The sequence below is a fragment of the Candidatus Nitrosocaldus islandicus genome (assembly GCF_002906215.1).
Classification (GTDB): Archaea; Thermoproteota; Nitrososphaeria; order Nitrososphaerales; family Nitrosocaldaceae; genus Nitrosocaldus; species Nitrosocaldus cavascurensis.
Genome location: NZ_CP024014.1, coordinates 699,594 through 713,570 on the forward strand (window position 1 = coordinate 699,594; position 13,977 = coordinate 713,570).

A 13,977-nucleotide genomic window follows, 5' to 3' on the forward strand; every position below is an offset into this window, starting at 1 on the left:
ATTATACAGATGGGTTTGTAACTGCACCCTCTGCAGCTGATCTCACAAGCATTGCATATTTTGCAAACACACCATGCATGTATACTTGCTTTGGTTCCCTAGCCTTCCATCTGCCCCTCCTTGCCTCCAACTCCTCCATGCTCAACTCAACATCAAGCCTCCCTTGCTTTACATCTATGCTTATCTCATCCCCGTCTTTGATCAGTGCAATTGGTCCACCAACTGCAGCCTCTGGTGCAACATGCCCAATCATAAGCCCCCTTGTTGCCCCTGAGAACCTTCCATCTGTTATGAGTGCAACATGCTCCCCAAGCCCCTGCCCAACTATTGCTGCTGTTACAGCAAGCATCTCCCTCATCCCTGGACCTCCCTTTGGTCCTTCATACCTTATGACTACAGCATCACCTTCAACTATCTTGCCCTTGCTTATCTCTTCAAATGCCTCCTCCTCGCTATCGAATACCCTTGCCCTGCCCCTGAACCTCTCAACCTTTGTGCCAGAAACCTTAACGACTGCACCATCTGGTGCAAGTGTGCCCCTGAGTATCTTTATAGAGCCTTCTCTATGTATTGCATCCTCAACCCTTCTAACCACCCTCCCATCTGGATCTGGTATTGCTATAGCATCTATATTCTCCTTCAAACTCTTACCTGTAACTGTTAATGCATCTCCATTAAGCATCCCATGCTTGAGCAACTCCCTCATTATAACAGGTATTCCACCAACTTTGTCAAGTTCGTACATGACATAGGAGCCACCTGGGCGCATATCAGCAATGTGAGGAGTCCTAGACCTTATCCTCTCAAAGTCATCATATGTTAGTCTTACCCCTGCTTCCCTTGCTATTGCTAGTAGGTGTAGCACAGCATTGGTTGAGCCTCCTATTGCATTAAGTACTGTTATAGCATTCTCAAATGCCTCAAATGTTAGTATATCCCTAGCCTTTATCCCAACCTCTAGCAAGTGCATGACTGCCTTGCCTGTGTTGTACACAACATCAGCCCTCCTCTGATCCTCAGCACTTGGGCTTGCACTCCCTGGCAGTGCTATACCTAATGCCTCGCTTAGACTTGCCATGGTGTTTGCTGTATACATGCCAGCACATGAGCCAGCAGAAGGGCATGCATGGTTCTCAATCTCTATGAGTTCCTGAAGTGTTATGGCACCCTTTGCATATGAGCCTACAGCCTCGAAGACATCCTGTATGGTTAGATACTTGCCTTTGTACTGCCCTGGGACCATAGTTCCTCCATACACGAAGATGGATGGTATGTTTAGCCTTGCCATTGCCATAATGCTCCCTGGAAGGCTCTTATCGCATCCTGCTATGCATACTAGAGCATCGTACTGATGTGCATGCACCATCAACTCTATTGAATCTGCTATAACCTCCCTGCTTATAAGAGAGGCCTTCATCCCTTCATGCCCCATAGATATACCATCACTTACTGCTATTGTAGCAAAGATCCTTGCTGTACCATCGGCATCCCTAACTCCAGCCTTTGCATACTCTGCCAACCTGCCAAGGTGTATGTTGCATGGTGTAGCCTCATTCCCACTATGAGATATACCAACGAATGGCTTTGCTATCTCCTCATCACTTAAACCCATGGCCTTGTACATTGCCCTATGCGGAGCCCTCTCTGGACCTTCTACAGTCTTCCTACTCCTGAGCATAAGTGCAGTATAAGCATTAAGTATAAAAATGTACACCTGCTTGATCTTACATCATCTTCAATTAACATGCTACATATGTGTGGCTTATGCACTACTATCTACCTACCTCTACTCTCTATTGAAGAAACTGAGGATTGAGAAGAGAATGCTGTTTAAAGTATGCTCATAAGATACCTCTTTGTATTGCATTCATGGTTGCTTGAGATCAATGCATATATATCATCTATCCCATCAAGGTCTAACATAAGCCTGTTGCTAAGGAGTATCTTAACCTTTACATTGCTTGAAAGAGCCTCATACAAATGCAGTTTGTAACTATCCTCATCATAATGAGTCTTTATAACATCTGGAGGCCTTCTTAGAAGTACATTTGTACCATCTAACCTGCTGGATGGTGTTATAACAACACACCTTGCATGCTTTAGCATTGAAGTATAGAGCATCAGTACATCAAATGCACTTATGAGTGGGATGTCATGTGGTAGCACAACACTTGCATCGTACCTGCTTGCTATATTATCAGCAAGGGCAACTGCACTGTTCACACCCTGCTCATATTCATCCTCAACAAGCACTGTGTTAAACTCTCCAGCAATACCCTTGATTGTTGGATCACTGCTAACAATTATTACAGAGTCTATGTAGGGAGAAGAGCATAGGCATCCAAGCATGTCTCTTAGCATTGCAATTGATAGGTTTATACGCTCATCCATACTCAAGAAGGTAGCAAGCCTGCTCTTCCCCTTTGCAAGGCTCTTGACTGGTATTATTGCACATAGCCTCAACACTAGCAAGTAAGATGGTTATGAGGAAATAACTGTTTGGTTATTTATTCAGGGATGTAGATAGATAGATAGATAGATATGCATGTATATGCATATGCAGGTATAAGCAGATAGGCTAGAGTTTTAGTAGGTATCTTGCAAGTCTAACCTCATCCTCCTCATCATCCATCAGTATATCTGTTGCATACACATCCATATCCTTAGCCTTTATCTCATCCATCAACGCTATATCACTCTCATGTATAACTAGAGTTGATGCAACATCCCTATACATCTCTGCAATTGATACAGGACTTACATCGTAGCCTAATGCCTTCATGTACTTTGCTGCTGGTCCACTTACTGGTCTTGAGCCTATTATAGGGCTTACAGCAACGCATACATCCCTCCTCCTCCTTACTGCATCCCCAAGCTCCCTTATTGCAAGTATAGGAAGGATGCTACTCACAGGGTTTGCAGGCGCAACTATTATCCTATCAGCCTCCTCTATCGCATGCAGTGCATTGCTGCATGCTCTAACATGCTCTATACCCTTGTACACTATACCATGAACATCAAGCATCCCTTTATTCTTGACCCAGAACTCCTGAAGGTGTATATCCCCAGCATTGGTGATTATCCTAGTCTCAACATGATCATCACTTGCAGGTATGACCATTGCATCTATACCTAGTCTTGAGCATAGATAACCTGTTATCTCACACAGCCTCTTCCCTTCTCTCAACATCATGCTCCTTATGATGTGTATTGCTAGATCCTTATCACCAAGCATGAACCACTGCTCCCCTTCAAGCTTAGCAAGTTGAGCAAGGCAGTTGAATGTATCGTTGCTTACCCCCCATCCCTTCTCCCTATCAAGTAACCCTGCAAGGCCATACACTATGGTATCAAGATCAGGGCATATGTAGAGTCCATGCATCCATATGTTATCACCAACATTGCATACTATGCTGAGATGCATATCCTGCTTGCTGTTATTGCTATTCTTGCTATTATTATCAACTCTACTACTGGTATCAGCAGTATTGCTATTGCTCTTCAACCTGTATAATGCCCTAGCAAGTTTTACAGAACCAGTACCACCAGCCAGCACTACTATTTTATCCATACCTCTGCATCTAACATCCTATATAATTCCGTATCCCTACTCAGAATGTTGGTAAATAATGCTTATCTCTACTAAAATCTTTAACGATAAAGGTAGCATGGTTATAAAGATGTTTGCTTTGTTGAGCATTGTTGATGAACCATAGTGGACTTGTTGAATTAACAGCCTAGAGAGTTTACACAGGTTCATAAACCCTATAGCAGGACAGGTTGGGGCAGGAGTTAGGTTCCAAGAGAAGGAGGGTGCAAAGGCAGTAACAGTAATCAGTGGGAGAGACCCGTTTTAGGGAGGGCTATCTTAAAGAGAAGATGCTATTAGTTAACCATTGATGGTAAAAGGTTAGGAGAGAGTCTAAGCCTAATAAATGCAAGTATAGATGTGTTATGGTGGTAGAGCCATTCATGGGTAGTAATGTTGAATGCCAATGTGTTCCGAGTAAGATTAAAAGCGTATCATCTGGAAACTTCCCTCTCATGATGCTTCTAGCATTTGTTGGCATAATGGATGTAATAGCAGGCTTTGGAGGGCAAACAGGAAGTAATGGCAGAAGTAGTAATTTATTATTCTGTAATTAATTAATCAGTAATTAATAATAAATCTCTCCTTTATACTCCAATATAATATTAAAAAAGAGAAAACATTGTATAAAATATACTTGACTTGTAACAAATAAATGAGATTAAAAAAGTTTATAAAAAGAAGCTTACTATTAAGCTTCAATGAATAAACGTAAGATATTAGCATTATCACTGCTATCGATGCTAGCAATATCTGTTATGCCTTCAGCACTAGCATTTCAGATAAGGGAAGCACAGGTATTCACTCCACAGAACGAGGTTGGTGTTGAGTTCCTATCAGTTAGGGTAAGCACGATAGAGCATCCTCAGGGAGGTAAGTTGAAGGATATGCTTAGTGGGGTTAATGAGAGGATAATATTCAGGGCAAATGACAGCACTCCAGGGATAGAGGTTCTTAAGGAGAAGATAAACAAGGGCTTACTAGAGGCAGGTTCACCAGCAAGAGTTAAAGAGGTAAAGGAGGTTATATACAACGTTGCCTTGCAGGATGATGGTATGAAGGTTACAATGCAGCAGAGCCTCACACTCAAACTACTCCTCACTGGTATAGTCATACAGGAGGCAGTGTATGAACAACCAGCAATAATAGATCTCAACTGGAGGGGCTTCAAGGTAAATGAACAAGTGCCTATAACACTGAATGCTGATGGTACTACAGTTAATATGGATATAAATACTATGAGAGGCTATCTAGAGGTTAAATATCCTGAGGTTGTAAGCCTACTCAGCAGGGATAGCAAGTTCTCAGAGATGCTTAATGATCCATTGATCAACTATGAGAGGATAAGGGAACTGCCTATAACCCAATGGCATAAGTTGATAAATGCACTGCAGAGCATGGCAGAGGCAGAGAAGTGGGGTGTTAAAGAGCCAGCACCTGCAGTAACTGTTGTAAGTGCAGGGGAGGGTAGCTTAAGAGAGGGGCAGCACCCACCAAGGGTACTATCTGCTCAAGCAACTATAGATGGGAGTACTTACTACATGACTATACAGGATCCTCCAATAAGTGCAACACTAGACATATACTACTGGGCTGAGCCTATAAGGGATGAGCATGGGGATGCTGCTAGGGTGTATCTTACTGAGCCACAAGGTCAGTTACAGCAGTCATCAACAGGGAACTTCCCTCTAATGGTGCTTCTAGCATTTGCTGGCATGATGGGTGCAATAGCAGGCTTTGTGATATGGAGGGCAAACAGGAAGTAGAGTAGTATAACATATTTTTTAATTTTGGTTATCAACTGCTAGCATGGCATATGTTGGATGGTGGTGCATGCTGGCCGTAACCCTCCTTCTGTTCTAGGCAGGATTCGGCTGAGCAGCCTACCTGGATCTCTGGCAGGACTCATCGATCCCGTTTGGCCTTGCTCCATGCGGGTTGGTTGTTTCACTCCTACCCTAGGAACATCAGCCTTCTAGGCATCATCTTACCTAGGCTGGATACCATTTCTGTACCATTGCCAGCCATCTCTGGCTACCCATCGCTGGGTCGCACCCCTGCCTGGAGGGAGGAGTTTCCTCCTTTAACAGGTGACCTGCCCACCAGCTTGCACCACCAATAATATTACTGCAATCCCATATATACAGATAGAGGAAGGGAGGTATGAGGATAGCAAGATGGGAGCAGATCAGAAGGATGATAGATAGTAGTGATGGGGTAGATATAGTTGTAGAGGTTATAGATGCTAGGGAGCCAGAGTACACAAGGAGCAGGATGCTGGAGGAGTATGTGCTCAAGAATGGCAAAGCCTTAATCATAGCATTAAACAAGTCAGATCTGGTACCAGAGTATGTTGCTAGAGGATGGGCTAGCAGGTTATCATCTGAAGGGTTGAGATGCGTATGTACATCAAGCAAGAGTCTAGATGGTATAGATACTCTAAAGAGGTTGATGCTTAAATATGCAAGGAGAGGAGGTGCAGAATATCATAAAGGGATGGTCTATACTAGAACCATGATACAGATACCAAGGAGGATAGCAAAGGAGAGGGGTAGGATAAGCATAGCCATGGTTGTAGGGTATCCAAAGACTGGCAAATCATCCATAGTAAATGCGTTAAGGAGAAGGTATGGTGCAAGTACAAGCCCAGTACCAGGGAGCCCAGGATATACAAGGGGCATGCAGATCTTCAAGATAGCAAGTTATCTCTACATGTACGATACCCCTGGGATGCTACCCATAGACCTTGAGCATGTGGACCCTGTTGCATATGCTGTTAGATGTAGTGCACCAGAGGAGTTGAGAGATCCAGTTGAGCCAGCATTAAGGCTAATAGAGAGGATCCTTGCAAATAACCCAGATGCTATAAGGGATGCTTACGGTTTAAGCATAACAGACCCATACAAGGTGTTGGAGCATATAGCAAGGAAGAGAGGATGGTTCTACAAGAGCGATAAAGAGCCCTTAGTTGAAGAAGCAGCAAGGGCAGTTATAAGGGATTACCATGAAGCAAGGTTGAACTTCTACATACCCCCACCGCCATAACCTTACATACCAATCAAGTCTATCCTATCCAATACTTCTGTAAGAGAGTACTCATGCTCTATCCTAACAACATCTTCTATGCTCCCAGCCCTGCTATACTCCTCAAGGAGTTCATGGTTGAGCGTTATGAACGTGCTACCCCACTTGAACTTTGCTAACAGTTCATATGCTAGATGCTGGTATCCAAGGATGTAGCATGCTGCTGCTAGAGCCTCTACACTGCTTAACTTTGCTACCTTTGCATAGTTGATAGGGTTTGCAGCAAGTAGGAGAGGCAGCCTCCTCCTCTTTAATACCTTAATCCTTGCAAATACCCTACGAGCATTCACCCATGAGCAGTCAATAAGGGTTATCGATGTGCACTCATCCCCATCGCTGTTAAGCAATGGTATGTTTGAGTATGGATCTAGCAGTATGGTTCTGTATGGTACCCTGTTTACCCTCTTGACCATATTGAACCTTAGAAGTTTGTTTGCACTACACTTGCTAGGATCATCATCACTTAGCATATAAACGAGTAGAGATGGCTCATGCTTATGCATATTGGATGCAGCAGCACCTCTCATACCTACAGTTTCTACATCTACTCCTCCCATGTAGCCTTGCACTTGTACAATCATCCCTAGAGCAGTTACACTCCATACATCTAACAACAGTAACTGCCATTACCACTCTTCCTCACATCAATAATTTAATCATTTTGACCATTGTATAAGATTAATTAATTGAGTATCGCCACGCATGGTTATTGCGCTCCAGGATAGTTGCGTTGGGCTATTGGGAGTGGCGGGCTCACAGCTCGCCTTGCGGCTTGCTGCCTACACCCCCACCCCATCAACGCCATCTTCTATGGCCGCCCTTCCCTAAACGGTGGTGGCCTCTTCTCGGGAGGGGCTTCCCCCTTAGATGCTTTCAGGGGTTATCCCCGATGGCTTAGCTGCCCTGCCTGCCTCCTCAGACAGCAGGTACACCAGAGGCCACGCCGCCCTGTTCCTCTCGTACTAAGGGCGACTTCCCCTCAGGCCACCGCGCACCCATCAGGTAGAGACCGACCTGTCTCACGACGGTCTAAACCCAGCTCACGTTCCCCTTTGATAGGCGAGCAGCCTCACCCTTGGCCCCTGCTGCAGGGCCAGGATGGGAAGAGCCGACATCGAGGTACCAAACCGCGGGGTCGATGGGAGCTCTCGCCCGCGACAAGCCTGTTATCCCTGGGGTAACTTTTCTGTCACCACCCGCCCCCAATAGTGGGGACTGGATGGATCGTTAGGCCCGGGTTTCCCCTCTGGATCCCCTGCGTTTAGGGATCCAGTCAGGCTGGCTTTTGGCCTTACCCTCACCAGCGGAGTTCTGACCCGCCTGAGCCAACCTTTGGGCCCCCTCGATACCTTTTCAAGGGGGTGCCGCCCCAGCCGAACTGCCCACCTGCCGTTGTCCCCTTGGCAGGGTTAGCGATACAGTCGCAGATGGCTGGTGTTACACTTGCGCCTCCAGTGCCCCCGGAGAGGCACCTTCGAAGGCTCCCAGCTACACTCTGCATCCGCAACCGTACCGCAGCAACAGGCTGCAGTAAAGCTCCACAGGGTCTTCTCTCCCTGATGGGCGTCCGTGGACTGTTCGTCCACGTTACGTGGGTTCACCGGGTTGGAGGCGGGGACAGCGGGGCCCTCGTTGATCCATTCATGCACGTCGGAACTTACCCGACAAGGCATTTGGCTACCTTAAGAGAGTCAGAGTTACTCCCGGCGTTTAGCGGCCCTTGGCCCGGTTGGACCCAGGTTTTAGGTACCGCCACTGGCCAGGATTCAGCAGCCGTACTCACCCTTTCGGGCTTGCGGCCACCTATGTTTTTATTAAACAGTCAGGACCCCCTTGTCACTGCGACCTGCGGTCCCTGCTCCTCGCAAAGACCGCAGGCACCCCTTATCCCGAGGTTACGGGGCTAATTTGCCGAGTTCCCTCGCCTCCGGTATACCCGATACGCCTTAGTCTTCTCAACTAGGGCACCTGTGTCGGTTCTCGGTACGGGCTTGATGGTATCTCCCCATACCTGCTTTCATGGTCTCCAGGAGTCAAGCAGACCCTGCTAACGCAGGGCTATTCCTCCCTCGCCTAGGTTCTCCTCATTACGAGACTCCCCTAGACTTGGAGAGTTAAACAGGGCGAGAGCCCTGCCTGCCCTATCCTGAAGCTACAGGTATGGGTGCAAACGATACCATCAAGGCACTGGAATATTAACCAGTTTCCCATTCGAGCAGCTCCGTTGGGACTGCCCTTAGGACCGGCTAACTCCCGGCTGACGACGCATTGCCGGGAAACCCTTGCCCTTGCGGCGACCGGGATTCCCACCCGGCTATGCTGTTACTACCGCCAGGATCTACACTAGAGCCCGGTCCAGTGGACCTCACGGCCCACCTTCTGCCCAGGCCCTACGCCCACCTACCGCACTCCCTTACGGGAGGCCTAGGGTATCGGTGGCTGGCTTGAGCCCCGTCCATTTTCGGGGCCCTCGGGCTCGGCAGGTGAGCTGTTACGCACTCTTTAAAGGATGGCTGCTTCTAAGCCTACCTTCCTGCTGTCTCTGCCCGAGGACGCCCTTTGGTTTGACACTTAGCCAGCACTTGGGGACCTTAACCCTAGTCTGGGTTGCTCCCCTCTCGGTTGTGGGGCTTACCCCACACAAACCCGCCTCCAGGCTTCTACGGTGCTGATGCCTTCGGAGTTCGAAAGGATGGTGAGCCCTTTCGGGCCCTTGCCATCCCATCGGTGCTCTACAGCATCAGCAACCTCCACCCAGGGAGGACTGAGATCCGCTTCGGTGGGAACTAGCTATCACCGAGCTAGATTGGTTTTTGGCCCCTAGTCCCAGGTCAGAGGAGCGATTTGCACGTCAGCACCCCTGCGGGCCTCCACCGGGCTTTCGCCCGGCTTCGCCCTGCCCAGGACTAGATCGCTCGGTTTCTAGCCTTACCCCCATGACTAGAGGCCCTTTCAGACCCTCCCCCTTGCTTGCGCTGCGGGGATTCGGTTTCCCTTCGCCTCCGCCTAAAGGCTTAAGCTCGCCATGAGGGTAAACTCCCTGGCCCGTGTTTCTAGACGGAACGCACTACCCTGTACCCTTGCGGGTACTTTCAGGCAGTGCACGTCTGTAACCATCTGGTTTCAGGCTCTTTTCACCCCCCTCTCGGGGTGCTTTTCAGCTTTCCCTCACGGTACTAGTGCGCTATCGGTCTGGGGAGGTATTTAGCCTTGGAGGCTACTTTCCCCCATCTTCGCTAGCCACTGCCAAGGCCAGCTACTCTCGCTGGTAACGTATACCCAAGCATGTTAGCCTACGGGGGTATCACCCTCTACGCCAGCCCATTCCAGGGCACTTCGGCTAGATGCTCAGGTATACTCCCACTGAAGGGGGTTACCAGCAACCCCACATCCCTGCTACATTACTGTAGCAGGTTCGGTTTGGGCTATTCCCCTTTCGCTCTCTGCTACTCAGGGAATCTCGGTTGATTTCTCCTCCTCACCCTACTCAGATGCTTCCTTTCGGGTGGTTCACCCTCCCCTGCTTAAGCAAGGGAGTGCCCTTACGGGCAGGATTCCCATTCGGGGATCGCCGGATCAACGGTTGCATGCACCTACCCGGCGCTTATCGCAGCTTGCCACGCCCTTCATCGTCCCCCCAGCCTAGCCATCCACCAGATGGCGTCCTTGCAACTATCCTGAAACATACGCAACCATGCATGGCGATCATCGTGGATAGATATCATCATGCCCACTACGCCCTTCACCCTGTACTCGCATACAGGGTTGCATCATTTAACTTACATGGGTTATGTATCCTTTCTACATGGGTTATGTATGCATTATGTATGTATGGTTTGCTAAGGAGGTGATCCGGCCGCAGGTTCCCCTACGGCCACCTTGTTACGACTTCTCCCCCCTCAGCGAGCTTGCGTTCGATGATACCAAGAGGCACCATCTCACGCAAGCCCACCTCGGGTGAAGCGACGGGCGGTGTGTGCAAGGAGCAGGGACGTATTCACCGCGCGATGGTGACACGCGATTACTAGGGATTCCAGATTCATGAGGGCGGGTTGCAGCCCTCAATCATAACTGGGGTAGGGTTTGGGGATTGCCTCCCCCTTTCGGGGTCGGAACCCATTGTCCCTACCATTGCAGCCCGCGTGTGGCCCAGGGGTTTCGGGGCATACTGACCTGCCGTAGCCCCCTCCTTCCTCCGCCTTATCGGCGGCAGTCCATCCAGTTAGCCCCACCGCTCCAAAGAGTGATGGTAGCAACTGGATGCGAGGGTCTCGCTCGTTACCTGACTTAACAGGACACCTCACGGCACGAGCTGGCGACGGCCATGCACCTCCTCTCAGCTTGTCTGGTAAAGTCTTTAGCTTGACCTTCATCCTGCTGTCACCCCTGGTAAGGTTCCCGGCGTTGACTCCAATTAAACCGCAGGCTTCACCCCTTGTGGTGCTCCCCCGCCAATTCCTTTAAGTTTCAGCCTTGCGGCCGTACTCCCCAGGCGGTAGGCTTAACGGCTTCCCTGCGGCACTGGGCTGCCACTGAGGCAGCCCAACACCGAGCCTACATCGTTTACGGCTGGGACTACCCGGGTATCTAATCCGGTTCGCTCCCCCAGCTTTCATCCCTCACCGTCGGGCACGTTCTAGCGAGGCGCCTTCGCCACTGGTGGTCCTCCCGGGATCAGTGGATTTTACCCCTACCCCGGGAATACCCCTCGCCTCTCCCGTCCCCTAGCCCAGCAGTATCCCCCGCAGCCCAACGGTTGAGCCGTTGGATTTAACGGAGGACTTACTGGGCCGGCTACGGATGCTTTAGGCCCAATAATCGTCCCGACCACTCGGGGTGCTGGTATTACCGCGGCGGCTGACACCAAACTTGCCCACCCCTTATTCGCCAGCCTGTTTACAGCTGGCAAAAGGTTCCCTCAGCGGGAACCACTCGGACTGACCCCGTCGGGCTTTCGCCCATTGCGGAGGTTTCGCGCCTGCTGCGCCCCATAGGACCTGGGCCCTTGTCTCAGTGCCCATCTCCGGGCTCCTCCTCTCAGAGCCCGCACCGGTTATAGGCTTGGTGGGCCATTACCCCACCAACAACCTGATCGGCCGCAGTCCCATCCTGGGGCCATGTAGATTTCAGCCATAGCCCATTCCAGGAGCCATGGCCCATCGGGGTTTAGCCTCAGTTTCCCGAGGTTATCCCCGTCCCCAGGGTAGGTTGACTACGTGTTACTGAGCCGTGCGCCACCCCTTGCGGAGTTGACTCGCATGGCTTAGTCCCAATCCGATAGCAGTCGGGTCCGGCAGGATCAACCGGAGTCGGCCTGAAGAGTACAGGCCATGTATCATACATACTTACATACATAACCCAATACTGCATGGATACATAACCCATGTCAGATCCAACTAGGTTGGATCCCCATATTGTTAGCGTAATTGGAGATCTGTAGGTCATTGGATGGAGTACCCTCCATACCTCCTACAGATGCCGCTCTACGCCATTACCTATATCCTAACCAAAAGATATAAACGTTTAGTTTCATGCTCATCTATGCCTTTGCTTCTAGCTTGCTTCTTGCTTGCTGACTGGCCTCGTTTGGTTATGGTAGTTTAGGTATGCTCATGAGTATCAGCAGTGTAGGTACAACAGTGCATATTATCAGTATCGCTATAACAAGCCAGACAGCATAGGGTTTATGTGCATGCTCATGCTCCTCATGCTCATGCTCTTCCCTTCCTTTACCATGCTCTGTATGGGTCATTTACAATGGTCTTCTACCTCCTAATATATTAGTTAAACTGCATACATTCCAGATAGAACAAGAGTTATTAATTGTACAATCATAGTAGAGGTGTGCAGGAGCAGCAAGCAGATGAGTTGATGAGCAAGTACATAAAGCATTATGAGGCTAAGACTGGTAGATCAAGGCAACTCTTCATGCATGCATCATCCCTGCTCCCATCTGGCACTAGCCACAATATAAGGTACTTTGAGCCCTATCCTTTCTTTGCTAGGATGGCATCTGGCAAGTACATATATGATGTTGATGGCAATGCTTACACAGACTACTGGATGGGGCACTGGAGCCTCATACTTGGGCATGCACCAAAGGTTGTTGTTGATGTATTGAGGGAGAGGGTTGTAGAGGGTACCATATTTGGTACTGTTAATGAGCATGCACTAAGGCTTGCAGAGATCATAAACAGGCTCATGCCAAGGGCAGAGATGCTAAGATTCGTAAGTACAGGATCTGAGGCAACAATGTATGCTGTTAGGCTAGCAAGGGCATATACAGGAAAGAGGATAGTAGCAAAGATAGAGGGAGGATGGCATGGCTTTAATACAGATCTGATGCACTCTGTTAACTACCCATTCGATGAGCCTGAGGGTAAAGGAATGCTTGAGGAGGAGATGAGGTATTTAGTTGCACTCCCATTCAACGATGTAGAGTCATCAATAAGCATACTAAACAAGGTTAAGGATGATCTAGCCTGTATAATAGTTGAACCATTGCTTGGAGGGGCAGGATGCATCCCTGCTGATAAGGAGTATCTTCATGTACTTCAAGAGTATGCAAGGAAGAGTAGTGCACTATTCATCTTGGATGAGATAGTAACAGGGTTCAGGCTATCACTGCATGGGGCACAACAGATCTACTCCCTAGAGCCAGATCTATTCACCCTTGGCAAGATAGCAGGGGGAGGGCTTCCTATAGGAGTTGTATGTGGACTCAAGGAGGTTATGAACCTTGCAGATGTTAGAGGTAAGGGGAAGTGGGATAGGGTAAGTATTGGAGGAGGCACGTATTCAGAGAACCCATTGAGCATGTCTGCAGGTGCTGCTGTACTTGAGTATCTAGCAAGTAATAGAGATATCTATGAGAGGCTGGAGATGCTTGGGGATGAGGTTAGAAGGGGTATAGATAGGGTAATGGTAGATCATGGTATAAGGGTTAAGAGCACTGGTATGGGCTCACTCTTCCTAACACACTTCCTTAAGGATGGGGTTGAGGATGTTAGGAGTGCAAGGGATGCTGTTCAATGTGATCTTAGAATGCAGAGGCTCTACCACTTTGCACTCTTGAGCATGTATGATATCTTCTTCCTACCAAACAAACTTGGGGCAATAAGTATTGAGCATGATAGCATAGATATAAGGAGGCTTGTGGATGCAAGTGAGAGGATAGCAAGTGATATGGCAAGTATGTAGCATAAATCAATGTTAAATGATGGGTGTGGTATGGATAGATGGATAGATGGATGTGGATGATGGATTTATTGATTGGCGATCTATTGATCGATGTTGAGAGATGA

The 13,977-nt window shown here is 48.7% G+C and carries 9 protein-coding genes, 2 rRNA genes and 1 other RNA gene; 4 read left to right on the top strand and 8 right to left on the bottom strand.

The features are described from left to right. Position 1: 1 nt before the first annotated feature. The 3 genes from ilvD to cofD all read right to left on the bottom strand — a co-directional run bounded on the left by ilvD (position 2) and on the right by cofD (position 3,571). Complete coding sequence (gene ilvD, locus CRG89_RS03685; protein WP_103286996.1) at positions 2 to 1,678, bottom strand: dihydroxy-acid dehydratase; 1,677 nt, start codon at positions 1,676 to 1,678, stop codon at positions 2 to 4. A gap of 152 nt (positions 1,679 to 1,830) precedes the next feature. Further along, positions 1,831 to 2,466, bottom strand: coding sequence for a 2-phospho-L-lactate guanylyltransferase (gene cofC, locus CRG89_RS03690; RefSeq protein ID WP_158648696.1), 636 nt, complete (start codon positions 2,464 to 2,466; stop codon positions 1,831 to 1,833). A gap of 112 nt (positions 2,467 to 2,578) precedes the next feature. Continuing rightward, entirely contained in the window at positions 2,579 to 3,571 is a 993-nt protein-coding gene (gene cofD / locus CRG89_RS03695) for a 2-phospho-L-lactate transferase (RefSeq protein WP_103286998.1), read from the bottom strand. 401 nt (positions 3,572 to 3,972) lie between these two features. Between cofD and CRG89_RS08650 the strand changes: the two genes are divergently transcribed. Together CRG89_RS08650 and CRG89_RS03700 are read left to right on the top strand one after the other, a co-directional pair. Continuing rightward, positions 3,973 to 4,146, top strand: coding sequence for a hypothetical protein (locus CRG89_RS08650; RefSeq protein ID WP_158648697.1), 174 nt, complete (start codon positions 3,973 to 3,975; stop codon positions 4,144 to 4,146). Between the two features lie 144 nt (positions 4,147 to 4,290). After that, positions 4,291 to 5,355 carry a thioredoxin domain-containing protein gene (locus CRG89_RS03700; protein WP_148695212.1) on the top strand — a complete coding sequence of 355 codons (1,065 nt, stop codon included), beginning with the start codon at positions 4,291 to 4,293 and terminating at the stop codon, positions 5,353 to 5,355. A 65-nt stretch (positions 5,356 to 5,420) separates the two neighbouring features. Here the strand turns inward: CRG89_RS03700 and rnpB are convergent. Beyond that, positions 5,421 to 5,700, bottom strand: an RNA gene (gene rnpB / locus CRG89_RS03705) — RNase P RNA component. Positions 5,701 to 5,752: 52 nt separating this feature from the next. Between rnpB and CRG89_RS03710 the strand changes: the two genes are divergently transcribed. After that, positions 5,753 to 6,634: a GTPase gene (locus tag CRG89_RS03710; protein ID WP_197706580.1), complete on the top strand. Its 882-nt coding sequence runs from the start codon at positions 5,753 to 5,755 to the stop codon at positions 6,632 to 6,634. 2 nt (positions 6,635 to 6,636) lie between these two features. Here CRG89_RS03710 and CRG89_RS03715 read toward each other — a convergent pair whose 3' ends face one another. The 4 genes from CRG89_RS03715 to CRG89_RS08655 form a co-directional block, all read right to left on the bottom strand. Next, positions 6,637 to 7,287, bottom strand: a complete 651-nt coding sequence (locus CRG89_RS03715) for a DUF367 family protein (RefSeq protein WP_197706579.1) — start codon at positions 7,285 to 7,287, stop codon at positions 6,637 to 6,639. Between the two features lie 104 nt (positions 7,288 to 7,391). Further along, positions 7,392 to 10,352 (bottom strand): 23S ribosomal RNA (locus tag CRG89_RS03720). 163 nt (positions 10,353 to 10,515) lie between these two features. Beyond that, positions 10,516 to 11,983 (bottom strand): 16S ribosomal RNA (locus CRG89_RS03725). The 16S and 23S rRNA genes sit together here, the layout of an rRNA operon. Positions 11,984 to 12,263: 280 nt before the next feature. Next, complete coding sequence (locus CRG89_RS08655; RefSeq protein WP_158648698.1) at positions 12,264 to 12,425, bottom strand: hypothetical protein; 162 nt, start codon at positions 12,423 to 12,425, stop codon at positions 12,264 to 12,266. Between the two features lie 92 nt (positions 12,426 to 12,517). Here CRG89_RS08655 and CRG89_RS03730 point away from each other — a divergent pair, with 92 nt between their 5' ends. Continuing rightward, a complete protein-coding gene (locus CRG89_RS03730) occupies positions 12,518 to 13,873 on the top strand; it encodes an aspartate aminotransferase family protein (protein ID WP_197706578.1) in 1,356 nt (451 codons plus the stop codon). Positions 13,874 to 13,977 lie beyond the last annotated feature (104 nt).

What these genes read in the sequence shown, in the direction of transcription:
- ilvD (WP_103286996.1), bottom strand. Translation starts at nt 1,678, where the DNA reads ATGCTCAGGAGTAGGAAGACTGTAGAAGGTCCAGAGAGGGCTCCGCAT.
- cofD (WP_103286998.1), bottom strand. Translation starts at nt 3,571, where the DNA reads ATGGATAAAATAGTAGTGCTGGCTGGTGGTACTGGTTCTGTAAAACTT.
- CRG89_RS08650 (WP_158648697.1), top strand. Translation starts at nt 3,973, where the DNA reads ATGGGTAGTAATGTTGAATGCCAATGTGTTCCGAGTAAGATTAAAAGC.
- CRG89_RS03700 (WP_148695212.1), top strand. Translation starts at nt 4,291, where the DNA reads ATGAATAAACGTAAGATATTAGCATTATCACTGCTATCGATGCTAGCA.
- CRG89_RS03710 (WP_197706580.1), top strand. Translation starts at nt 5,753, where the DNA reads ATGAGGATAGCAAGATGGGAGCAGATCAGAAGGATGATAGATAGTAGT.
- CRG89_RS08655 (WP_158648698.1), bottom strand. Translation starts at nt 12,425, where the DNA reads ATGACCCATACAGAGCATGGTAAAGGAAGGGAAGAGCATGAGCATGAG.